This window comes from Pseudomonas sp. FG29 (assembly GCF_057809355.1).
The window spans coordinates 87,036-108,527 of sequence record NZ_JBMDJU010000005.1; the positions used below are offsets into that span (position 1 = coordinate 87,036).

A 21,492-nucleotide genomic window follows, 5' to 3' on the forward strand; every position below is an offset into this window, starting at 1 on the left:
TGGCGCTACGGACCAGCCCGCCCCTCCTTGGCCAACATGCCGCTTGGCTGCCGGCAGTTCGCGAACAGATCGAGACTGCGCTGGTACTCGCGGGTCTCGACCTGTAGCAGGCCGAGCATGGAGTGGAACAGGTTGTCCTGACTGTAGGCTTGTCCACTCGCATCACGCAGGCAGTCCTGGTCGAGACCGAACTCCTGCCTGTAGCCATCGGAGAACCACATCAGCATGGGTATATGCGTCTGTTGTGGCGGGGCCAGGGCGTAAGGCGTGCCGTGCAGGTAGAGGTTGAACTCGCCCAGCGACTCGCCATGATCGGAGAGGTAGATGAGACCGGTGTCGAGCCGATTCGACTGGGTGCGTAGGATGTCGATGGCACTGGCCAGCACATGGTCGGTATAGCCGATGGTGTTGTCGTAGGCATTGATGATGGCCTGCTGCGAGCAGTCATTCAGAGCATTGCTGGCACAGATCGGCGAGAAGCGCTGGAACGCCTGCGGGTAGCGCTTGAAATAGTCGGGGCCGTGGCTGCCCATCTGATGCAGGACCAGGACGTTGTCGCCCTGCAGGTCGTTCAGATAGCGCTGCAAGCCATCGACCAGGATGGCGTCATGGCATTCGCCGTCGGCGCAGAAGCTGGAGTCTTTGGCATCGCGCAGGCTTTGGTGTTCGACGCGGTCGCAGGCGCCCTTGCAGCCGGATTGGTTGTCCAGCCAAGTGACCTTCAGGCCGCTGCGCTGGAGGATATCGAGCAGGCCGTCCTGATGCTCTGCGACAGCGGCTTTGTAATCGCTGCGGTTCATCCGCGAGAACATACAGGGCACCGACACGGCGGTTTCGGTGCCGCATGAGGTCACCTGTGGAAACGTCAGCAGGCCGGCTTCATGGGCCAATTCTGGAGTGGTGTCGCGTGGGTAACCGAGCACGCCGAAGTGGTCGGCACGGGCGCTTTCGCCGATTACCAGTACAGTCAGCGATGGACGATGATGCTGTTGCCAGGCGCTGCTTCGATGGGCGTCTTCGCCAATCGTCTGCCAGGGTTTGGTATCACTCACCAGGCTGTCGCGTGCAAAGCCGTAAGCCGCCGAGAGGTAGTTGCTGGGCACGGCCAGCAGACGCAATTCATGGTGGTTACGTAGTAGCGAAGCCAACCCCTGATACTGAGCCAGGGCCACGCCAAGCAGAACGCTGAATGCTACGGCGGCTACACCGACACGGCTAAGCACGGCACGTAGTGCGCTGCCATGGCGTGCCAGCGGCAGTTTGTAGAGCAGAACCGAAGGCAGAACGCCTAGCAGCAGCAGGTAGGCGAAGAGTTTCCACGACAACAAATCGCGTACTTCGCTGGCATCGGTCTGTACCACGTTGCGCAGCATGTCCCGGTCGAACAATGTGCCGTATTGCTGCATGAAGTACAGGCTGGCCGCGCTGCAGAGGAACAACCCAACCAGCACAGGTTTGAGCAGTCGCGGCGTGGAGAGGGCGAGCAACACCAGGGAGAAGACTGCCCAGAGCATGGCACCAAAGCCAAGGCGTAGGGCCAAGGCATCGTTACCGCCGCCCAGGATCTCATTCAAATGCCCCCACAACGGCTGGTTGTAGAACAACACCAGGACGATTGCTGCTACTGGAGCGAGAAATTCGGGATGAATTCGAGTACGCACGCCGGACATACTGGCCCTGCCCTTTTGGGTTGATCGAAAACGTCGGGGCAGGATATTGAGGTGGTTGTCGAAAAATCGTGAAGCGCCTGGCTCCTGAGATGTTACGGAGCCTTATTCGAAACGCTGTCAGGTATGAGAAAGGTTGAGTCGCTTGCAGAGCAAACCGCTAACCAGGGCATCACCCCTGAGCAAGCACTGGATCGCATAGCTCTCGCTCCCTTTGGATGAGTAGACGGGGCTGGAAAATGCGCGGCTGATCACAATTCCGCTTAGAAGCCTCCGCCTATGGCAAAAGGCTTACACGGCGAAGCGCAACGGGCCTCTGCCCTCGCCTGCGAGCCTTGGCTAATCTACACACACGTACCGGGAAATGGATAACCCGAGTCAAGGAAGACAGACCGCGCCAGGAGGGCAAACGACAGGATGTCGGAAGGTCATTAAAAAACCCGCTTCGGCGGGTTTTTTGTTGCCTGTCATCTGACCGCCAGGGATGGCGGAAATGCCGGTTTTGCAGGAGCGAAAACCGGCTTTGGCAGCAACCCCTCGGGCCGTCGCAAGCTACGTCATGAACCGTTCCCGACGGTTTTTTTGTTGGCTCAGGAAAGGCGGGCGGTCAGGCTAATGCCGCTCAGATAAGGTTGCCAAAGCGGCCTTTCGTAGGAGCCCCGCTCCGGGGCGAAGCTATTCAATTGCGTACCGCCGTTGTTCGCGGCGAGGCGCCGCCCCTACACATTCGCCGCCAGACGTCAGGCCCACCAGTAGCGCACCATATGGAAGAACACCGGTGCGGCGAAGCACACCGAGTCCAGGCGGTCGAGCATGCCGCCGTGGCCTTCGATCATGTGGCCCCAGTCCTTCACCCCGCGGTCGCGCTTGATCGCCGACATTACCAGGCCGCCGGCGAAGCCAAGGATGCACACCAGCAGCGCGAACAGTGCGGCCTGCCAGAACGCGAACGGCGTGATCCAGCACAGCAGGGCGCCGATCAGCGTGGCCAGGGCCACGCCACCGACGAAGCCCTCCACGGTCTTCGAGGGCGACAGGTTGGGCGCGATCTTGTGTTTGCCAGCCAGCTTGCCGCAGACGTACTGCAGCACGTCGGAGAGCTGCACGACGATGATCAGCCAGGCGATCAGCAGCAGGTTGCGCCCTTCGTAGCCGGGGATATCCAGGGTCAGCAGCGCTGGCACGGAGGAGATGCAGAACACCGCGATCATCAAGCCCCACTGCACCTTGGCCGCACGCTCCAGATAGCGCGTGGTGTCACCGCCCAGTGAGGCGAGGATCGGCAGCAACAGGAACAGGTACACCGGGATGAAAATGGCGAACAGCCCGTACCAATCGAAGGCGATCAGCAGGTACTGCATCGGCAAGGCGAAATAGAAGGCGGCCACCAGCGCCGGATAGTCGCTGCGTCGGGTCGGCGTCAGCGTCATGAATTCGCGCAGCGCATAGAAGGACACGAAGTAGAACAGCACGATCACGCCAATATTGCCGAACAGGAAGGCGATGCCGATCACCAGCACCATCACCCACCAGGCATTGATCCGCGCGTTGAGGTTGTCGATCACCGGGTTGGGCTGATCGCCACTGCGCCGCTTGAGGACGAAGCCGACCAGACTGGCCAGCAGCAACAGGGCACCGATACCGGCGAACAGCAGCAAGGTGTTGTTATCCATCTCAGGCCTCCTCGGGTGCCAGTGCCAGCAGGGCGTTACGCGCGCGTTCCAGGAAGGCCTCTTTGCCCTCCCCCTCAATGGGCTCCAGTGCCGCACCGAAGCTCAGGGTGCACAGCAGCGGCAGCGGTAGTGCCCTGCCCTTGGGCATCACCCGATTCAGGTTGGCGATCCACACTGGCACCAGCTCCACATCCGGGCGCGCCTGCGCCAGGTGATAGAGGCCGCTCTTGAACGGCAGCAGCGGCTCGTCGCCGAGGTTGCGCGTGCCCTCGGGGAAGATGATCAGTGAGTCGCCGCCGTCCAGCGCATCGAGCATCGCCTGCAGCGGGTTGCTGCCTTCCTTGCGTTCGCGGTCGACCAGCACGCCGTTGAATACGTTATTGATCAGAAAGCTGCGCACGCCCGGCTTCTGCCAGTAGTCGGCGCCGGCCACCGGCCGGGTGCGCTTGCGCAGCTCCGGCGGCAGTGAGGCCCAGAGCAGGACGAAGTCGCCATGGCTGCTGTGATTGGCGTAGTACAGGCGTTGCGTCGCCTGTGCGGTGCTGCCGAGCCACAGGGCTCGGGCACCGGTCAGCAGGCGAGCTGCCGAGGTGATGGCGAAAGCGGTCAATGCGGCGAGCATGGCGACTCCTTAAGCGAAGACGATGAGAAACCCGAATACGACGATGACGACCTGTAGCAGCAGGCAAAGCGCCTGTTTGCGCAGCAGGCCGAGCGCGCCTTGGCAACGATGGCTCCAGGCACGTTCATTCTGTGGTGCATTGTGCAGGCCCAGGTTCTGCAGCGCCTGATCCAGGGCATAAGTCTGCTGCTCGAGCTGTTCGCCGGCTTCAGCCAGACGCTGGAACAGCTCGGCATCCAGCGCCACACGCAGCGCCCAGTATTTCTCGGCCAGGCCGGCGATCAGCAGCGACGTGCAGATCAGCGCCAGTCCCAGGCTCGCTTGGACGCCAAGCCACGGCGCCAAACCGAAGACGACGGCGACCAGGCTCAGCGCGCTGGAAAGGTGATCGAGGCTACGCCCGCGTCGCAGCAGTGCGGCGACCAGCAGCAGATCAGCCTGCATGGGCGACCTCCAGCTTCGGTTGTGCATTGACCATGGATTGGAGCGTAGTCAGGTGCTGGGCGCCGAGCACGACCTCTGGCCGAGCCTGGCGGATCAGTTGCACTGCGGACTCGACGCTCTGGCAGCGGCCGCTATGCAGCAGCCAGGCCGCCACAGCCGTGGCGCTGCGCGAATAACCCAGTGCGCAGCACACCAGCAGTGGGCCGTGATGACGCAGGCGTTCGATGGCCTCGGCGGCGCGTTGGCAGGTCAGCGCATCCGGTGCCACCAGATCCAGCGACGGCAGGCTGCAATAGGTTGTTGGTATACGTTGCAGGGGCAACTCGGCACAGAGGTCGACCAGGGCGGTAAATCCCTCGAGATCCTGAGGCGCAGGGAGTCGACCCAGGTAGATACCCTCCACCACCTGGCTGGGCGCCGGCTGGCGAAACGTCCATAGCCGGGAGTTGATCCAGGCACCGAGCAGATAGGGCGCGAGCAAGACCGTGGCGGCTGGGCTGAGGCGACCGTCGGCCTGCTTCTGGAAACCATCAGCGCCGAATAGCAGGTAGTTGAGCGCGACCATGGCCAGGGCAACCGCCGGCCAGAACAGCCATAGCCAGGCACCACCCAGGTTGACGGCTAGCGCAGAGCACAGCAGCGCCCCCAGGCTGTAGCGCAGCGCCAGGCGCCAACGCCGTGGATCGCTGCTCAGGTGCATCTGCCGCAGCGGTACATCGCCCTGCAGCGGCAGCAGCCACAGGCAGACAAAGCCGGCCAGCGCCCCGGCGGGCACATCGATGAAGTGATGCTGCCAGGTGGTCAGTACGGAAATACCGATCAATGCCATCCACAGGTGCAGCAGGCCACGCCAGAGCAGCCCACGGGTGTGATTGGCGAACATCGCCCAGATGATCACCAGCAGGGTGATATGCAGCGACGGCGCCTGGTTGAAGGGTTTATCGAAGCCCATCAGCACGTCGAACATCAGGCCGAAGGTGCCGTCCAGCGGTGGCCGTTCGAAGGTAAAGCGCAGCGGCCAGAGCAGGAAGCAGGCCACGCAGATGACCTGAGCGGCGAGCAGGCGCAGGGCATGCCGATCCATCTCGCGGCGGCAGGCCGGTAGCAAGAAGGACAGGCCGTAGAGCAGGTCGATCGACCAGTACGGCACGATGGTCCAAGGCCACAGCGGTATCTGTGGTTCCCAGGCGAAGACCAGGCTGCCGACGTCATCGCGCTGCCCGCTGATCCAGTTGGCGAAACCGTAACTGGCGAAGAACAGCGGGCCAAGCAACAGCAGCCAGAGTACGCCGCGCTTCCACAATCCCTGTTTGCGGGCGCTGTCCATCACTTCACTCGCTGCGCCAGGGATACGCTGAAGATGCCCCACTGGTCGATACGCTGTGCCACCTTGCGAAAACCTGCGGCTTCCACCAGTTGATCCATCTCCGCCTGGCTGCGCCGGCGCATGACCCAGGCCTGTCCGCCACGATGACTGGTCAGGGCGCGGGCGATCAGCTCCAGCTGCGGGTGCCAGGGCTGGCCGGTGTAGACCAGATAACCCCCCTCTTCGACCGCAGCCGCCAGCCCGGCCAGCGAGTCGCCGACCATCTGGTTGCTGCCGAACAGTTCGTACAGGCCGGAGACCACCGCCAGGGTGGGCTTGGGATCCAGCGCGGCAAGATCGTCACGGTCGAAGGCATCGCCTTTGACGAAGCGGGCGATATCACCCAGGCCTTTCTGTTGAATCAGCGCATTGCCGTCGCGCACGTTGATGTCGCTGTAATCGCGCAACAGGATCGAGTCGGGGCGTTGCGCCTGGCCTTCCAGCGATTCGAGGATGTAGCGGCCATGGCCGGCAGCGATATCGACGATGCGCACGGCGCTGCCCGTTTCACGCAGGCGCGCCATGGCCAGGCGCAGCAATTCTTCGGCGTGCAGCTTGCGCTGACGGATGCCACGCCAGCCGATGGAGTCCAGGTAGTTCTGGTCGATCAGGCGGCCCAATGCGCCCTTGCCGGTTGGCTGATTGCGGTAGACGTAATCGAGGGTGCTGCCGGAGTCGAAGCCGGAGTCGAAGCCCAGCTTCACCCCGGCCGACAGCGTGCTGCCAATGCGCATGCCGGCACGGGTGGCGCGCCAGTACAGGTCGCGTAGCGAGTTTTTCGGCAGCGGTGCGGCCAGCTCTTCGGCTTCGGCGCAGGTTGCGCCCAGGCGGTCGGCATCGAGCAACGAGGGGCGCGATACCGGCTCCTCGAAGTTGCGCAGGATGAAGCGCCGCGCGCGGCTCAGGGCGTGGGCGCGGTCGCGCTCACCCAGGGTGTCGTGGAAGAAACCCGGTAGCAGGTGCTTTTCCTTGCGCAGGCTGCCGAGGCGCTCGAAGAAGTCTTCCTGCGGTTTGCGATGGACGACAAAGTCGGCGCCGGAGATCAGCAGTTGCGTCGGTACCTGAATCGCCTGGGCGTCGGCGACGACGCGATCGGCCGCTTCATACAGGCCGAGCAGCATGGTCACCGAAATTGGCCGGGCGATCAGTGAATCATTGTCGAAGGAGGCAATGCGCTCCGGATCGTGGCTGAGGAACTTGGCCTTGACGTAGCTGTTGACGAAGAAGTTGCCACGCCAGGCGTGCAGCAGCTTCAGGCCGGGGCGGGCGAAGGGCACGTAGAGCTTGACCTTGAAGGCTGGCGAGGCGAGCACCAGGCAGCGCACCTTCGGCGCGTAATCGTGGGCCCAGGTGGAGACGATCACCGCACCGACGCTTTGCGCCACCACGGCCAGATCCTCTTCGGCGATGCCGTGCCGGGTGCCGATGTGCTCGATGAAGGTCTGCACGTCACGCACGCTGCTGGCGAAGCTCGGGCTGTCGCCGCGCGCACCGGGCGACAGGCCATGGCCACGGGCATCCCAGGCGAAGAAGTCGCAGTGTGGCAGCTCCAGCTCGTCCACCAGATGGGCCATACGTCCACCATGTTCGTGGCCGCGATGGAACAGCACCACCGCCTGGCGTGGGCCTTCGGCGGGCGCAGTGGCCGGCCAGTGGCGATAGCTCAGGTCGACGCCATCATGGGTGGTGAAGGTGTGCAGGTTTACAGGGCGCATGGAATCTCCTTATTCCGTTGGGGTTGGGTCAGGCCGTTTCGGCCAACCCATGGCGAATGCGGTTGTAGAGGGTATAGAGCAGCAGCACGAGGATCAGTGCCAGCAATGCATTGATCCATGTGGCCGCGAGCAGGCCACTGGCGACGCCGGCGCCGAGTACGCCGAAGCAGAAGGCGCGGTCGCTCTTGCCCATCGGCCCGTCGTAGCGCCGTGAGGCCCCGACCATGGGGCCAAGCACGCCGGCGTATTCGCTGATCACGGCCAGCAGCACCACGACGATCACCAGCAGCGGCGAGACGCCGGCCAGCAGCGCGAAAGGCAGATACAGGGCGCTGTCGGCGATCACGTCGCACAGCTCGTTGAGGTAGGCGCCGAGCTTGGACTGCTGGCCGAACTCACGGGCGAGCATACCGTCGACGGCATTCAGTGCCATGCGCAGCAGCATCCAGACTGGTATCAGCGCGAACAGCCAGGTATTCGAGGGGAACGCAGCGAGCAACGCGCCGAGCAGCAGCGAAGCGATGGCCGCAGCGAGGGTGACCTGATTAGCGGTCACCCCACGCGCGTAAAGGCGCTCGACGCCAGGGCGCAGCAGGTTCTGGAAGGCGGGTTTGAGCTGGTAGATCGATGGCATGGCAGTGAATTCCCTTTCCTGAACGAATCATCGGCCATCTGGGAGAACGAGACTGTGCGCTCGTCGTGGCTTATGCACGCATGCATGGCTGCTCGGGCAAGTTATACCCTGCCGCCCGATTTTCCTAGTGCTGCTTGTAACGCAGGAAAATCAGGCACATGAGTTCATATGGTGGCGCTTTGCTTGCATTCCATGCACAGCTTATCCACAGATCAGGCAGGCTCGCCGATGCGGCTGAGTACGGGCTCTTCGCCGCGCATCTCGGTCTGTTGTTGCCGCACCCACTGGAACGCGCGCTCGTTGAGTTCGGCGATGGCGCGCGGGCCTTCGCCCTCGGCATGCATCGGCGCGCCGATGACGACCTGGATGGTGCCGGAGCGTTTGCCCCAGCCTGCCTTGGGCCAGAACTCACCGGCGTTATGGGCAATCGGCAGCACTGGCAGACCGGCATTGACTGCCAGGGCGGCACCGCCACGGGAGAACTTGCCAATCTGGCCAGGCGGGATGCGCGTGCCTTCGGGGAACACCAATACCCAGGCGCCCTGCTTGAGGCGCTCGTCGCCCTGCTTGGCCACTTGCTTGAGCGCCGCCTTGGGGTTGCTGCGGTCGATAGCGATGGGCTTGAGCAGTGCCATGCCCCAGCCGAAGAACGGCACGCGCAGCAGCTCACGCTTGACCACCTGCGACAGTGGCTCGAAGAAACCACAGAGGAAGAAGGTTTCCCAGGTGCTCTGGTGGTTGGCGAGAATCACACAGGGGCGCGCGGGGATGTTCTCCAGGCCGCGCACTTCATAGCGAATGCCGACGATGACCTTGGCCAGCCACACACCGCAGTTGCACCAGGCCTGGACGACGAAGCGATAGCGCTGGCGGAACGGCAGCAAGGGCGCCACCACCAGGCTGATCAGACACCAGAAGAACGAGCTGGACGACAGCAGCAGGTAGAAAAGCGTGACTCTGAGGGCCTGCAGGATCGCCATGTACCTTCACACCTTATGAGAGCAGTTGATCGGCGACAGCCGCCAGATCATCGAAAACCAGGGTTCCTGGCGGCAGGGGCTTGGCCAGGGTTCGTTCGCCCTTGCCGGTTTTCACCAACACGGGCTGACAATCGACGGCGAGCGCGGCCTGCAGGTCACCGCCGGTATCGCCAACGAACCAGGTTCCTGCCAGATCCGTGGCGTAATGCGCGGCGATCTGTTTGAGCATGCCCGGTTTCGGCTTGCGGCACTCGCAGCCGTCGTCCGGCCCGTGCGGGCAATGGACGATCAGGCCGACCTCACCGCCCTGCTCGGCCACCAACTGGCGCAGGCGTGCGTGCATCGACTCCAGGGTCGCCAGGTCATAGTAGCCACGGGCGATGCCGGACTGGTTGGTGGCCACCGCTACCGTCCAGCCGGCCTTCGACAGGCGGGCGATGGCGGCGATCGACGAGGCAATCGGGAGCCACTCGTCGAGCGTCTTGATATAGGCGTCGGAGTCTTCGTTGATGACTCCGTCGCGGTCGAGGATCAGTAGTTTCATTCAGTCGTTTCAGAGTCTGCCGTAGGAGCGAGCTTTCACGCGCGGAGCTTGCTCCTACAGAAGGGATCAGCCCAGCACCGAAATATCCGCCACGCCGAGGAACAGCCCGCGCAGGCGGGCCAGCAGGGCGTAACGGTTGGCGCGTACGCGTGCGTCTTCGGCATTGACCAGCACCGCCTCGAAGAAGGCGTCGACCGGCTCACGCAGGCTGGCCAGCTTGGCCAGGGCTTCGTTGTACTGGCGGTCGGCAGCCAGCGGCTGGACGGCCTGGTCGGCTTGCTGGATGGCAGCGTGCAGGGCGAACTCGCTGGGGTTGTCGAAGTAGTGCGCCTCGACCTGGGCGGCGACGCCACCTTCGGCCTTGCTCAGCAGGTTCGATACGCGCTTGTTGGCGGCAGCCAGGGCAGCGGCCTGCGGCAGCTTGCGGAAGGCCTGCACGGCCTGCACACGCTGGTCGAAGTCCAGCGGCGAGGTCGGGTTGACCGCACGCACCGCCTGGTACACCGCCACTTCGATGCCTTCGTCCTCGTAGCGCGCCCGCAGGCGGTCGAAGATGAATTCCAGCACCTGGGCGGACAAGCCCGCGGCCTTGATCTTGCCGGCGTACTGGGCGACGGCGAAGTCGACCGCAGCGGCCAGATCCAGATCCAGACCCTTCTCGATCAGGATGCGCAGCACGCCGAGGGCGGCGCGACGCAGGGCGTAGGGATCCTTCGAGCCGGTCGGCAGCATGCCGATGCCGAAGATGCCGACCAGGGTGTCGAGCTTGTCGGCCACGGCCACCGCTGCACCGGTCAGGGTGCTCGGCAGTTCGGCGCCGGCACCGCGCGGCATGTACTGCTCGTTCAGGGCCAGGGCGACGTCTTGCGGCTCACCGTCGTTGAGCGCGTAGTAGTAGCCGGCGATGCCCTGCATCTCGGGGAACTCGCCGACCATCTCGGTGGCCAGGTCGCACTTGCTCAGCAGGCCGGCGCGGGCGGCGCGCTTGGCGTCACCACCGACTTCGCGGGCGATGAAGCCGGCCAGGGCAGAAACGCGCTGGGCCTTGTCGAACACCGAACCGAGCTGGGCCTGGAACACCACGTTGGCCAGGCGCTGGTTGAAGCCTTCGAGCTTCTGCTTCTTGTCCTGCTTGAAGAAGAACTCGGCGTCGGTCAGGCGCGGGCGCACCACTTTCTCGTTACCCGAGACGATCTGCGCCGGGTCTTTGGACTCGATGTTGGCCACGGTGATGAAACGCGGCAGCAGCTTGCCGTTGCCATCGAGCAGGCAGAAGTACTTCTGGTTGTCCTGCATGGTGGTAATCAGGGCTTCCTGCGGCACGTCGAGGAAACGCTCCTCGAACGAGCAGACCAGCGGCACGGGCCATTCGACCAGAGCGGTCACTTCGTCCAGCAGCGCTGGCGGCACGATGGCCTTGCCCTGCTCGGCGGTAGCCAGCTCGTCGACGCGGCGGCTGATGATCTCGCGACGCTCGTCGAAGTCAGCCAGTACGAAGGCGCTGCGCAGGTCTTCGGCGTAGCTCGCCGGGCTGCTGATGCGCACGTCGCGGTTGGCGTGGAAGCGGTGACCACGGGAGATGCGCCCGGCTTTCTGGGTGAGGATCTCGCAATCGACCACGCTGTCGCCGAAGAGCATCACCAGCCACTGGGTCGGACGCACGAATTCGTCGCGACGGGCGGCCCAGCGCATGCGTTTGGGGATCGGCAGGTCGTTCAGCGAGTCGGCCACGATGGTCGGCAGCAGGTTCACTGCCGGCTGGCCGGGGATGTGCTGGGCGAAGCGCAATTTTGCGCCGCTGCGGTCAATTTCCGAAATATCCACACCGCACTTGCGGGCGAAGCCCAGGGCGGCCTGGGTCGGATTGCCGTCGGCGTCGAAGGCGGCCTGGATGGGCGGGCCGTCGAGGTTCATGCTGCGGTCGGCCTGCTGCTCTTCGAGCTGCCCGACCAGCACCGCCAGGCGGCGCGGCGCGGCGTACACGCGCGTACTGGTGTAGTTCAGGCCGGCGGCCTTGAGGCCTTTTTCGATGCCGGCCAGGAAGGCTTCACCAAGGCTTTTCAGCGCTTTCGGTGGCAGCTCTTCGGTGCCCAGTTCGACCAGGAAATCTTGTGCACTCATGCTTGTGCCTCCGCGTTGTTGCCTTGCCCTTCGTCTTCCAGCAGACCCGACTCCCTGAGCTTGGTCAGCACTTCGTCACGCAGCTCGGGCGTGGCCATCGGGAAGCCGAGGCGGGCACGTGCCTTGAGGTAGCTCTGCGCCACGTCGCGGGCCAGCGTGCGCACACGCAGGATGTACTGCTGACGCGCGGTCACCGAGATTGCGCGGCGGGCATCGAGCAGGTTGAAGGTGTGCGAGGCCTTGAGCACCATTTCGTAGGTCGGCAGCGGCAGGTCGAGGGCGATCAGGCGGTTGGCCTCGCTCTCGTAGAAATCGAACAGCTCGAACAGCTTCTCGACGTTGGCGTGCTCGAAGTTGTAAGTGGACTGCTCCACCTCGTTCTGGTGGAACACGTCGCCGTAGGTCACGGTGCCGAACGGGCCATCGGTCCAGATCAGGTCGTAGACCGAGTCGACGCCCTGCAGGTACATGGCCAGGCGCTCCAGGCCGTAGGTGATCTCGCCGGTTACCGGATAGCACTCGATGCCACCGGCCTGCTGGAAGTAGGTGAACTGGGTGACTTCCATGCCGTTGAGCCAGATTTCCCAGCCCAGGCCCCAGGCGCCGAGGGTCGGCGATTCCCAGTTGTCTTCGACGAAGCGCACGTCATGCACTTCCGGGTCGAGGCCGATGGCTTTCAGCGAGCCCAGGTACAGTTCCTGGAAGTTTTCCGGGTTGGGCTTCAAGACCACCTGGAACTGGTAGTAGTGCTGCAGGCGGTTGGGGTTTTCGCCGTAGCGGCCATCGGTCGGGCGACGCGAAGGCTGCACGTAGGCGGCATTCCAGGTCTCCGGGCCGACGGCACGCAGGAAGGTAGCGGTGTGGAAGGTGCCGGCGCCCACTTCCATGTCATAGGGTTGCAGCACCACGCAGCCCTGCTCGGCCCAGTAGTTCTGCAGGGCCAGGATCAGATCCTGGAAGGTGCGCACGGCAGGCTTGTTCTGGCTCACGAAAAAATCACCTGTGGAGGCTTGCGAGGGAAAGCCGGGGAGTATATCGAAACTCGACGCAGGCCGCAGGGTACGGCACATCGGCATCATTCGCAGTTGGCGCTAACTGTATTTATATCCAGTTATTTTGCCGCTATAGTCAGCGCTTCGACCCCTGACCGAGGCCTACGACCATGCCGCGCTGCTTCTGGTGTACCGACGATCCGTTGTACCAGGCCTACCACGACGAGGAATGGGGCGTGCCGCAGCGCGACGCCCGGCATCTGTTCGAGATGCTGCTGCTCGAAGGTGCGCAGGCCGGGCTGTCGTGGATCACCGTGCTGAAGAAGCGCGAACGCTATCGCCAGGTATTGCATGGCTTCGATCCCGAGCGCCTGGCGCGGCTCAGCGATGAGGAGATCGAGGCGCTGATGCAGGATCCGGGCATCATCCGCAATCGCCTCAAGCTCAAGGCCGTGCGACAGAACGCCCAGGCCTGGCTGAAGCTGGAGGATCCGGTGACGCTGCTCTGGTCGTTCGTCGGTGGCGTGCCGAAGATCAACCACTTCAGTGATCGCAGCCTGATGCCGGCGGTGACGCCCGAGGCCGAGGCGATGAGCAAGGCGCTGAAGAAGGCCGGCTTCACCTTCGTCGGCCCGACCATCTGCTATGCCTTCATGCAGGCCACGGGTATGGTGATGGATCACACCACCGACTGCGACCGCTACGCGCATTTGAAGGGCTCATGACCACCATCACCACCCTGGACGAACTGCAGGCCCTGTACGGCGACAGCCACGAGCGTTCACGACGCAAGGAGCTGCCGCATCTGATCGAACCCTACCGCGCGTTGATCCAGGCCTCGCCCTTCGTGGTGCTGGCCAGTGCCGGCGCGGATGGTCTGGATTGCTCGCCGCGTGGCGATGCGCCGGGCTTCGTGCACATCCTCGACGACCACACCCTGCTGCTGCCGGATCGCCCGGGTAATAACCGCATCGACAGCCTGCGCAACATCGTGCACAACCCGCAGGTGGCGCTGCTGTTCCTGATTCCGGGCGTCGGCGAGAGCCTGCGGGTCAATGGCCAGGCGGAGATTTCCCTCGACCCCGAACTGCTGGAATTGGGCCGCGCGCAGGGCAAATTGCCGCGCAGCGCGCTGCGCATCCAAGTGCAGAGCTGCTACTTCCAGTGCTCCAAGGCCGCAGTGCGCTCGGGCCTGTGGGATGCCGCGCGTCAGGTCGAACGCGCCAGCCTGCCCAGTGCTGGCGATATCTTCCGCTGCATCTATGAGGAGTTCGACGTCGAGGCTTATGAGCGCGACCTGCAGCAGCGGCTTCGGACGAGCCTGTACTGACTGCATCGGCCCACGTCGCTACACTTGGCGCTTTTCTGAGCGGTGGAGTCTGTCGTGGATAAACTCAAGGGCGCCCTGGTGGTGGGTTTCCTGCGCCTGTTCGCGCTGCTGCCCTGGCGTGCCGTGCAGACGGTGGGCAGCGCCATCGGCTGGCTGATGTGGAAATTGCCGAATGGCTCGCGTGATGTGGTGCGCATCAACCTGGCCAAGTGCTTCCCGGAGCTGAGCGAGGCCGAGCGCGAGAAGCTGGTCGGGCAGAGCCTCAAAGACATCGGCAAGACCCTGACCGAAAGCGCCTGCGCCTGGATCTGGCCGGCGCACAAGTCGCTCAAGCTGGTGCGCGAAGTCGAGGGCCTGGACGTGCTGCAGCAGGCGCTGGCCTCGGGCAAGGGCGTGGTCGGCATCACCAGCCACCTGGGCAACTGGGAAGTGCTCAATCACTTCTACTGCAACCAGTGCAAGCCGATCATTTTCTACCGCCCGCCCAAGCTCAAGGCGGTCGACGAGCTGCTGCAGAAGCAGCGCGTGCAGATGGGCAATCGCGTGGCGCCGTCGACCAAGGAAGGCATCCTCAGCGTCATCAAGGAAGTGCGCAAAGGCGGCGCTGTGGGCATCCCGGCGGATCCGGAGCCGAGCCGCTCGTCGGGTGTGTTCGTGCCCTTCCTCGGCACCACTGCGCTGACCAGCAAGTTCGTGCCCGGCATGCTCACCGGCGGCAAGGCGGTTGGTGTGTTCCTGCATGCGCTGCGCCTGCCGGATGGCAGCGGCTACAAGGTGATACTCGAAGCCGCCCCCGAGGGCATGTACAGCGACAGCGTGGAGGAAGGCGTGGCGGCCATGAGCGAGGTGGTATCGCGCTACGTACGCAACTATCCGAGCCAGTACATGTGGAGCATGAAACGTTTCAAGAAGCGCCCGGACGGCGAGGCCAAGTGGTACTGATGTACCGCCTGTGTACGCGATGATGAAGGAAGGCGCCTCGATGGCGCCTTTTTTCCGTCACCCGCTGGGCCTCTTCACGGGAATGAGCTATTAAAGGCAAGGTCACCGTTCGCCCATTCCTGGAGCCGTCATGCCGAATCAGCGTCAGCAGGTACGAACCCCGATGAAGTGCCGGATCAAGATCAGCCATCCGAGCTTCGGTGAGTTGCTGGCGCAGACCCGTGACCTGTCCGACAGCGGCGTGTACGTGAAGCACCCCAACATGAGCGTCCTGACGGTGGGCACCGAAGTCACCGGCCAGGTGCAGGATCTGCCCTTCCCCGCTCCGGTTCTGCGCATGGAAGTGATGCGAGTGGATGGCGAAGGCGCCGGCCTGCGCTTTCTGGGTGAAGCCTGACGCCTGCGGGCGCGTTGTGGGGAGCATGCTTTACTGGGAAGGGCATGTACTAAATTTCCGGATTAATGGAACATTTGGTTACATCTGAACTCTGACCAACACCTCAATCCGAGGTTGCGTCCACCCGAGGCGTTTTCGACATGAGTCGAGCGGTACCCGAAGTTCCCCTGGACAGCGCTCAGGCGCAGGCTCCCATTCCCCCCGTTTCTTCCTCTTCCAGCTGGCTGCAACGTAATCGCCAACTTCTTGGCCTCAGTGTGTCGCTGCTGCTGTTCGGTCTGGCATTGGTGGCCTGCTGGCATCTGGTGCGCGAGATCAACCCGGATCAGGTGCGCGATTCGCTGGCGGCCGTACCGCCGCAGGCGCTGTTTGGCGCGCTGTTGGCCACGGTTCTTGGCTTCATGGTGATGCTGGCCTATGAGTGGTCGGCCAGTCGCTATGCCAATGTCAGCCTGCCGGCGCCGATGCTGGCGCTCGGCGGCTTCTGCGCCTTCGCCATCGGCAATGCCGTGGGCTTGTCGGCACTGTCTGGTGGTTCGGTGCGTTATCGCCTTTACGGACGTAATGGCCTGGGCGCCGGTGACGTCGCGCGCATGAGCCTGTTCGCCAGCCTGTCGCTCGGCGTCAGCCTACCGATCCTGGCCGCGCTGGCGGCGCTGTTCGACCTGCAGGATGCTTCCGCTGCGCTGCGCCTGCCCGAACCGGTGCTCAGGGTGCTGGCGCTTGCCGTGCTGGCTGCCGCACTGGTCGTGGTGGTGCTGGTCAGCCGCAAGCGCCTGCCTGAACGTCCGGCGCCCGGCTGCTGGCAGGTGGATATGGGGCGCTTCAGCCTGCGCCTGCCTGGCCTGCGCATGAGCCTGACGCAATTGCTGATCAGCAGCCTCGACGTGCTGATCGCGGGTAGCGTGCTCTACCTGCTGCTGCCGGAAGCGCCACCGTTCTCCAGCTTCATCCTGGTGTACATGCTGGCGCTGGCCGCCGGTGTGCTGAGCCATGTACCGGGCGGCGTCGGGGTGTTCGAAGCGGTGCTGCTGGCGGCGTTCTCGTCGCGCATCGATCCGGCTGCGCTGGTCGCGGCGATGCTGCTCTACCGGTTGCTGTACGTGCTGTTGCCGCTGGTGGCCGCCGGTTTGCTGCTGTTGGCTGCCGAGGCTCGACGCTTGTGGTTCCCGCGCCAGGTCGCGCGGATGGCCAGTGGCATGGCCGTACCGTTGCTGGCCATGCTGGTATTCGGTGCTGGCACCGTCCTGCTGTTCTCCGGGGTTACGCCGATCATGGACGAGCGCCTGGAGGCGCTGGGTTTTCTCATGCCGCCGCAGCTGATTGCGGCCTCCCACCTGGCGGCCAGCCTGGTCGGCACCTTGTGCCTGCTGTTGGCGCAGGGGTTGCGGCGGCGCCTGTCGGCAGCCTGGGCGCTGACGCTGGTGCTGCTGTGCCTGGGCGTGGTGCTGTCGTTGCTCAAGGGCTTCGACTGGCCGGAGGCGCTGGCGCTGGCAGCCATTGCCGGGCTGCTGGCGCTGTTTCGCCGTGAGTTCTACCGCCGTAGCCGGCTGATGGATGTACCCGCTTCCGGCCTGGGCCTGGCGGCCACGGTTGGGGTGATTGCCGCCTCGGTCTGGCTGCTGCTGTTCGCCTATCAGGATGTCGCCTACAGCCACCAGTTGTGGTGGCAGTTCGAGCTGGATGCCAATGCGCCGCGTGGTCTGCGTGCAGCGCTGGGTAGCGCCCTGGTGCTCCTGGCGGTCGGCCTGACCTGGCTACTACGTGCGACACCGCCGAGCATCCTTCTGCCGGACAGCGAGGCGCTGCTGCGTGCGCGTGCCATCGTCCAGGCTTCGCGCCAGCCTGAAGGCGGTCTGGCCCTCAGTGGCGACAAGGCGCTGCTGTTCCACCCCGACGGCGAGGCCTTCCTCATGTACGCGCGGCGCGGGCGTAGCCTGGTGGCTCTGTTCGATCCGATCGGGCCGGCAGCCGCGCGTGCCGAGCTGATCTGGCAATTCCGCGACCTGTGCGACCGCCACCATGCGCGGCCGGTGTTCTACCAGGTGCGTGCCGAGAACCTGCCCGGCTACATCGACATCGGCCTGACCGCGCTGAAGCTCGGCGAAGAGGCCCTGGTGGATCTGAAAACCTTCGACCTGGCCAGCAACGGCAAGGAAATGAAAGCCCTGCGCTACACCTGGAACCGTGGCCAGCGCGATGGCCTGAGCCTGGAGTTCCATGCCCCGGGCCAGGTGCCGATGGAGGAGCTGCACGCCATTTCCGATGCCTGGCTACAGGGCAAGAGCGTGCGCGAGAAGGGCTTTTCCCTCGGCCGTTTCAGCCCCGAGTACCTGGCGCATTTCCGCGTCGTGGTGGTGCGCTTCGAGGGCCGCGCGGTCGCTTTCGCCAATCTGCTGGAATGCGAGACGCGCGCGGTGGCCAGCCTCGACCTGATGCGCGTGCTGCAGGATGCGCCGAAGTCGACCATGGAATTCCTCATGCTCGGCCTGATCCAGCAGTTCCAGAGCGAAGGCTATGCGCGCTTCAGCCTGGGCATGGTGCCACTGGCCGGCCTGCAGACGCGCAAGGGCGCGCCGCTGCCGCTGCGCCTGGGCGCGCTGGTGTTCGACCGTGGCGAAAGCTTCTATAACTTCCAGGGTCTGCGTCGCTTCAAGGACAAGTTCCTGCCACAGTGGGAGCCGCGCTACCTGGCCGTGCCGGCCGGGCTCGACCCCTGGGTGGCGTTGGCCGACACCGCGGCGCTGATCGCTGGCGGGTTGGGTGGATTGGTGAGGCGTTGAGATGAGCAGGATGAAAAGAACGCTGGGTGGTGTCGTGCTGGTCGCGGCACTGGCCGGCGGTGCGGCAACCTGGTGGTGGTCGATGCGCGCGGTACCGCATCTGGAAACGGTGCAGGTGCAAGGCGCGCCAGCGCAGTTGCTGAGTCAGGGCGAGGCACGCCAGCGCGTGCTGCTGATCGCCCCGGCCGATCAGGCGCTGGATGGTGCGACGCTGCGGCGCTTGGCCGAAGTGGGCGATCTGCGCCTGCTGCAGGTGCCGTTCATGGCCGGTGACTGCGCTGCTCAGCAACGCCTGATCGACCAGGCGCGCGAGCAGTTGGACGGCGAGCCGACCCTGGTCGCCGGCATCGGCCCGGCGGCTGCCAGCGCCTGGCGCTGGTTGGCGACGCAGACGGACGATCAGGCGCAGGCGCTGTCGGTGGGCTTCGATCTGGCCACCCCCGACTGCCCCGATCCGTTACCGCAAAAGGCCGCGCACGGTCACTGGGTCGCCCTGTGGAACGACAATCCGGGTGATGACAACGCACGTTTCCTGCGCGAGCAGGCCAATGGCGAGCCGCGCATCGGCACCTTGGAGGCGCCCTTGCAGAGCCTGCTGGCCGATCAGTTGCAACACATGCTGGCCGGCCAGGGCAGCACCATGCCAGTGATCGAGCATCCGGCGGTGCAACCGGCCGACACCCTAACCCTGTTCTACTCCGGTGACGGCGGCTGGCGTGATCTGGATCGCGCCTCGGCCGAGCACATGGCGACTGCCGGCTATCCGGTGGTGGGCATCGACACCCTGCGCTACTACTGGCAGCACAAGAGCCCGGAGCAGAGCGCTGCCGACCTGTCGCGGCTGATGCAGCAGTACCGTGACAAATGGCATGTGAAGCGTTTCGTGTTGGCCGGTTACTCCTTCGGCGCGGACGTCTTGCCCGCTATCTACAACCGCCTGCCGGCCAGCGACCAGCAACAGGTCGACGCCATCCTGCTGCTGGCCTTCGCCCGCAGTGGCAGCTTCGAAATCGCTGTCAGTGGCTGGCTCGGCAAGGATGGTGCGGAAGCGCCGACCGGCCCGGAAATGCAGCGCCTGCCGCCGGCCAAGGTGCTGTGCATCTACGGCAGCGAAGAGGCGCCGGACAGTGGCTGCACGGCACCGGGCGCCGTGGGCGAGCGCCTGGAAATCACGGGCGGCCATCACTTCGACGAAGACTACGACGCGCTGGCGCAGAAGATGCTGGCGGCGATCAAGGCGCGGCAGACGCCCTGAAATGCACCGCGAACGGCACCAGAGAGGGTGCCGTTCGTCGGTCAAGCGCTACCCAAAATGAACCCTGAGCCTGCATCGGCAGTCCGTGATCCGGATGGGTTGGATGCCATTTTCGATGCAACGCCATGATTTGGAAGGGAATCCGAGCATAGGCCGCTGACCAGGGTTACTGGGTTTGAATAAGATTTTCATGTCATTTTGTCTTGGAGGCGCTCTTTTATTCGGGATTTGTGCCGAAGCCTCCGCCACCTTTCGCATACAGACCATTCCGGCTCCCAGCCAACAGGCTGACCCTGCACCGACCCGTGAGGTGATCAATCGCGCCCTCGCTGCCCTGGGCAAGCCCTATCGCTGGGGCGGTGCCAGCCCCAAGCAGGGCTTCGATTGCAGCGGTCTGGTGCAGTACGCCTTCAAACCCCTCGACGACCTCGATCTGCCGCGCACCTCGCATGAGCTGTCGCGCGTCGATGCGCCCTCGGTCGAGCGGCGCGATCTGCAGCCGGGGGATCTGCTGTTCTTCCGTATTCGCAGCCGCTCGGTGGATCACGTTGCCATCTATCTGGGTGAGGGACGTTTCATCCACGCGCCGCGGCGCGGCGCCAACGTGCGCATCGATCGACTCAACACGCCTTACTGGAAGCGCCATTTCCAACTGGCCAAGCGCGTGGTGCCTGAGGCATGAACAACGGATGAGCGGTGTGCCGATGGCCGCCGCAAACCTATCTCCAGGGTCAAGATCGCGTTAGAATGCGCGCCGCTCGCGGCCATGTCGGCTGCGGCAGTGGGTTCCCTCACCCCACTCTACGAAAAAGGACATCGACATGACCCTGATTCCCGCGTCGGTCAGTCGGCCTGTGCTGGCCGGCTTGATCGCCTTCCACATCCTCATCATCATCGCCAGCAACTACCTGGTGCAGCTGCCGATCACCCTGTTCGGCTGGCATACCACCTGGGGCGCGTTCAGCTTTCCGTTCATCTTTCTGGCCACCGACCTCACCGTGCGCCTGATCGGCAAGCATTCCGCGCGCGTCGTGATCGCCCGCGTCATGCTGCCGGCGCTGGTGGCTTCCTACGTGGTTTCTGTACTGTTCCACGAGGGCGCGTTCGGCGGCCTGGCGACGCTGGGTGAGTTCAACCTGTTCGTGTTCCGCATCGCCGTGGCTAGCTTCCTCGCCTACGCTTTCGGCCAGTTGCTCGACATTCAGGTGTTCGACCGCCTGCGCAGGATGCGCCAGTGGTGGGTCGCACCGACGGCATCGACCATTCTCGGCAACCTGCTCGATACCTTCCTGTTCTTCTCGGTGGCCTTCTGGCACAGCGACGATCCCTTCATGGCGGCCAACTGGGTGGAGATCGCCACGGTGGACTACGTGATCAAGCTGAGCATCAGCCTGATGCTGTTCGTGCCGCTGTACGGCATGCTACTCAGCGCCATCGTGCGTGCCCTGCCGCAGCGTGCCGCTACCGCGTGAGTCGTATCGCAACTGCCGTAGCCCGGATGCAATCCGGGGCGGTTCCGGCAGTATGTCCCCAGATTGCACCGGACTAAGCTGATCGGCGAGCGCTTGATTCAAGGCGCAGGAGCTCGCCGCTAAAGCGCCTCCTACTGGGTAGCCTGAGCTTGTGGCAGGGGCTTTAGCCGCGATTGCTCGCGGACTTGTCCAGCTTGCGCAGAAACACGCTCATTTCCTTCTCGGCCTGTTTGTCGCCCTTGGCCTGGGCGGCGGTGATGCCCTGTTGCCAGGCTTGGCGCGCGCCATCCTCATCGCCTTCGACTTGCAGCGCCTTGCCCAGCAGTTTCCAGGCGGCGGAATAGCTCGGGTCGAAGGCGACGCAGCGCTGCAGGTGCTCGGCGGCCTGGGCGGTATCGCCGGCATCCATATGGCCTTTACCCAGGCCGAAGCGCAGCAGGGCATTGTCCATGCCCTTGGCCAGCATCTTTTCCAGTGCTTCGGTGCTCATGACGCTTCTCCGCTGATGTAGCTCGGATGCAATCCGGGGAGGATCCGTGCCGGTGCATCCGTGCG

The 21,492-nt window shown here is 64.2% G+C and carries 20 protein-coding genes; 8 read left to right on the forward strand and 12 right to left on the reverse strand.

The window, feature by feature from the left end; genetic code table 11:
• Positions 1 to 5: 5 nt before the first annotated feature.
• The 11 genes from ACODS1_RS08175 to glyQ form a co-directional block, all read right to left on the reverse strand.
• Positions 6 to 1,661 carry a phosphoethanolamine transferase gene (locus ACODS1_RS08175; protein ID WP_489085236.1) on the reverse strand — a complete coding sequence of 552 codons (1,656 nt, stop codon included), beginning with the start codon at positions 1,659 to 1,661 and terminating at the stop codon, positions 6 to 8.
• A 746-nt stretch (positions 1,662 to 2,407) separates the two neighbouring features.
• Positions 2,408 to 3,340 (reverse strand): phosphatidate cytidylyltransferase, encoded by a 933-nt coding sequence (locus ACODS1_RS08180; protein WP_489085237.1) that lies wholly within the window; start codon positions 3,338 to 3,340, stop codon positions 2,408 to 2,410.
• 1 nt (position 3,341) lies between these two features.
• Entirely contained in the window at positions 3,342 to 3,962 is a 621-nt protein-coding gene (locus tag ACODS1_RS08185; protein ID WP_489085238.1) for a lysophospholipid acyltransferase family protein, read from the reverse strand.
• A gap of 9 nt (positions 3,963 to 3,971) precedes the next feature.
• Positions 3,972 to 4,406, reverse strand: coding sequence for a hypothetical protein (locus ACODS1_RS08190; protein ID WP_489085239.1), 435 nt, complete (start codon positions 4,404 to 4,406; stop codon positions 3,972 to 3,974).
• Entirely contained in the window at positions 4,396 to 5,733 is a 1,338-nt protein-coding gene (locus ACODS1_RS08195) for a phosphatase PAP2/dual specificity phosphatase family protein (RefSeq protein ID WP_489085240.1), read from the reverse strand. The genes ACODS1_RS08190 and ACODS1_RS08195 overlap by 11 nt, the downstream gene beginning before the upstream one ends.
• A complete protein-coding gene (locus ACODS1_RS08200) occupies positions 5,733 to 7,487 on the reverse strand; it encodes a bifunctional alpha/beta hydrolase/class I SAM-dependent methyltransferase (protein WP_489085241.1) in 1,755 nt (584 codons plus the stop codon). The genes ACODS1_RS08195 and ACODS1_RS08200 overlap by 1 nt, the downstream gene beginning before the upstream one ends.
• A 28-nt stretch (positions 7,488 to 7,515) precedes the next feature.
• Positions 7,516 to 8,121: a CDP-alcohol phosphatidyltransferase family protein gene (locus tag ACODS1_RS08205; protein ID WP_489085242.1), complete on the reverse strand. Its 606-nt coding sequence runs from the start codon at positions 8,119 to 8,121 to the stop codon at positions 7,516 to 7,518.
• Positions 8,122 to 8,333: 212 nt separating this feature from the next.
• On the reverse strand, positions 8,334 to 9,101 hold the full coding sequence (locus tag ACODS1_RS08210; protein WP_489085243.1) for a lysophospholipid acyltransferase family protein: 768 nt from the start codon (positions 9,099 to 9,101) through the stop codon (positions 8,334 to 8,336).
• A 13-nt stretch (positions 9,102 to 9,114) separates the two neighbouring features.
• Positions 9,115 to 9,645, reverse strand: a complete 531-nt coding sequence (gene gmhB, locus ACODS1_RS08215; RefSeq protein ID WP_489085244.1) for a D-glycero-beta-D-manno-heptose 1,7-bisphosphate 7-phosphatase — start codon at positions 9,643 to 9,645, stop codon at positions 9,115 to 9,117.
• Positions 9,646 to 9,711: 66 nt separating this feature from the next.
• A complete protein-coding gene (gene glyS, locus ACODS1_RS08220) occupies positions 9,712 to 11,766 on the reverse strand; it encodes a glycine--tRNA ligase subunit beta (protein WP_322980004.1) in 2,055 nt (684 codons plus the stop codon).
• The gene (gene glyQ, locus ACODS1_RS08225) at positions 11,763 to 12,755 is read right to left on the reverse strand and encodes a glycine--tRNA ligase subunit alpha (protein ID WP_322980003.1); all 993 of its coding nucleotides are present in this window, start codon (positions 12,753 to 12,755) and stop codon (positions 11,763 to 11,765) included. Before glyQ ends, glyS begins: the two co-directional genes overlap by 4 nt.
• Positions 12,756 to 12,928: 173 nt before the next feature.
• Here glyQ and ACODS1_RS08230 point away from each other — a divergent pair, with 173 nt between their 5' ends.
• From ACODS1_RS08230 to ACODS1_RS08265, 8 genes are all read left to right on the forward strand, one after another.
• Complete coding sequence (locus tag ACODS1_RS08230; RefSeq protein WP_489085245.1) at positions 12,929 to 13,483, forward strand: DNA-3-methyladenine glycosylase I; 555 nt, start codon at positions 12,929 to 12,931, stop codon at positions 13,481 to 13,483.
• On the forward strand, positions 13,480 to 14,088 hold the full coding sequence (locus ACODS1_RS08235; RefSeq protein ID WP_489085246.1) for a pyridoxamine 5'-phosphate oxidase family protein: 609 nt from the start codon (positions 13,480 to 13,482) through the stop codon (positions 14,086 to 14,088). The genes ACODS1_RS08230 and ACODS1_RS08235 overlap by 4 nt, the downstream gene beginning before the upstream one ends.
• A 54-nt stretch (positions 14,089 to 14,142) precedes the next feature.
• A complete protein-coding gene (locus ACODS1_RS08240) occupies positions 14,143 to 15,030 on the forward strand; it encodes a lysophospholipid acyltransferase (protein WP_489085247.1) in 888 nt (295 codons plus the stop codon).
• Between the two features lie 130 nt (positions 15,031 to 15,160).
• Positions 15,161 to 15,427 (forward strand): PilZ domain-containing protein, encoded by a 267-nt coding sequence (locus ACODS1_RS08245; RefSeq protein WP_489085248.1) that lies wholly within the window; start codon positions 15,161 to 15,163, stop codon positions 15,425 to 15,427.
• A 140-nt stretch (positions 15,428 to 15,567) separates the two neighbouring features.
• The gene (gene mprF, locus ACODS1_RS08250; protein WP_489085249.1) at positions 15,568 to 18,210 is read left to right on the forward strand and encodes a bifunctional lysylphosphatidylglycerol flippase/synthetase MprF; all 2,643 of its coding nucleotides are present in this window, start codon (positions 15,568 to 15,570) and stop codon (positions 18,208 to 18,210) included.
• A gap of 1 nt (position 18,211) precedes the next feature.
• Positions 18,212 to 19,465 (forward strand): virulence factor family protein, encoded by a 1,254-nt coding sequence (locus ACODS1_RS08255; protein WP_489085250.1) that lies wholly within the window; start codon positions 18,212 to 18,214, stop codon positions 19,463 to 19,465.
• A gap of 310 nt (positions 19,466 to 19,775) precedes the next feature.
• Complete coding sequence (locus ACODS1_RS08260; RefSeq protein ID WP_489085251.1) at positions 19,776 to 20,147, forward strand: C40 family peptidase; 372 nt, start codon at positions 19,776 to 19,778, stop codon at positions 20,145 to 20,147.
• A 139-nt stretch (positions 20,148 to 20,286) separates the two neighbouring features.
• The gene (locus ACODS1_RS08265) at positions 20,287 to 20,937 is read left to right on the forward strand and encodes a 7-cyano-7-deazaguanine/7-aminomethyl-7-deazaguanine transporter (RefSeq protein ID WP_489085252.1); all 651 of its coding nucleotides are present in this window, start codon (positions 20,287 to 20,289) and stop codon (positions 20,935 to 20,937) included.
• Between the two features lie 163 nt (positions 20,938 to 21,100).
• Here ACODS1_RS08265 and ACODS1_RS08270 read toward each other — a convergent pair whose 3' ends face one another.
• On the reverse strand, positions 21,101 to 21,427 hold the full coding sequence (locus ACODS1_RS08270; RefSeq protein ID WP_489085253.1) for a tetratricopeptide repeat protein: 327 nt from the start codon (positions 21,425 to 21,427) through the stop codon (positions 21,101 to 21,103).
• Positions 21,428 to 21,492 lie beyond the last annotated feature (65 nt).

Coding starts and splice junctions, on each gene's coding strand:
- ACODS1_RS08180 (WP_489085237.1), bottom strand. CDS start 3,340: ATGGATAACAACACCTTGCTGCTGTTCGCCGGTATCGGTGCCCTGTTG.
- ACODS1_RS08255 (WP_489085250.1), top strand. CDS start 18,212: ATGAGCAGGATGAAAAGAACGCTGGGTGGTGTCGTGCTGGTCGCGGCA.
- ACODS1_RS08205 (WP_489085242.1), bottom strand. CDS start 8,121: ATGCCATCGATCTACCAGCTCAAACCCGCCTTCCAGAACCTGCTGCGC.
- ACODS1_RS08235 (WP_489085246.1), top strand. CDS start 13,480: ATGACCACCATCACCACCCTGGACGAACTGCAGGCCCTGTACGGCGAC.
- ACODS1_RS08185 (WP_489085238.1), bottom strand. CDS start 3,962: ATGCTCGCCGCATTGACCGCTTTCGCCATCACCTCGGCAGCTCGCCTG.
- gmhB (WP_489085244.1), bottom strand. CDS start 9,645: ATGAAACTACTGATCCTCGACCGCGACGGAGTCATCAACGAAGACTCC.
- ACODS1_RS08190 (WP_489085239.1), bottom strand. CDS start 4,406: ATGCAGGCTGATCTGCTGCTGGTCGCCGCACTGCTGCGACGCGGGCGT.
- ACODS1_RS08245 (WP_489085248.1), top strand. CDS start 15,161: ATGCCGAATCAGCGTCAGCAGGTACGAACCCCGATGAAGTGCCGGATC.
- mprF (WP_489085249.1), top strand. CDS start 15,568: ATGAGTCGAGCGGTACCCGAAGTTCCCCTGGACAGCGCTCAGGCGCAG.
- ACODS1_RS08230 (WP_489085245.1), top strand. CDS start 12,929: ATGCCGCGCTGCTTCTGGTGTACCGACGATCCGTTGTACCAGGCCTAC.
- ACODS1_RS08270 (WP_489085253.1), bottom strand. CDS start 21,427: ATGAGCACCGAAGCACTGGAAAAGATGCTGGCCAAGGGCATGGACAAT.
- glyS (WP_322980004.1), bottom strand. CDS start 11,766: ATGAGTGCACAAGATTTCCTGGTCGAACTGGGCACCGAAGAGCTGCCA.
- ACODS1_RS08210 (WP_489085243.1), bottom strand. CDS start 9,101: ATGGCGATCCTGCAGGCCCTCAGAGTCACGCTTTTCTACCTGCTGCTG.
- ACODS1_RS08195 (WP_489085240.1), bottom strand. CDS start 5,733: ATGGACAGCGCCCGCAAACAGGGATTGTGGAAGCGCGGCGTACTCTGG.
- ACODS1_RS08265 (WP_489085252.1), top strand. CDS start 20,287: ATGACCCTGATTCCCGCGTCGGTCAGTCGGCCTGTGCTGGCCGGCTTG.
- ACODS1_RS08200 (WP_489085241.1), bottom strand. CDS start 7,487: ATGCGCCCTGTAAACCTGCACACCTTCACCACCCATGATGGCGTCGAC.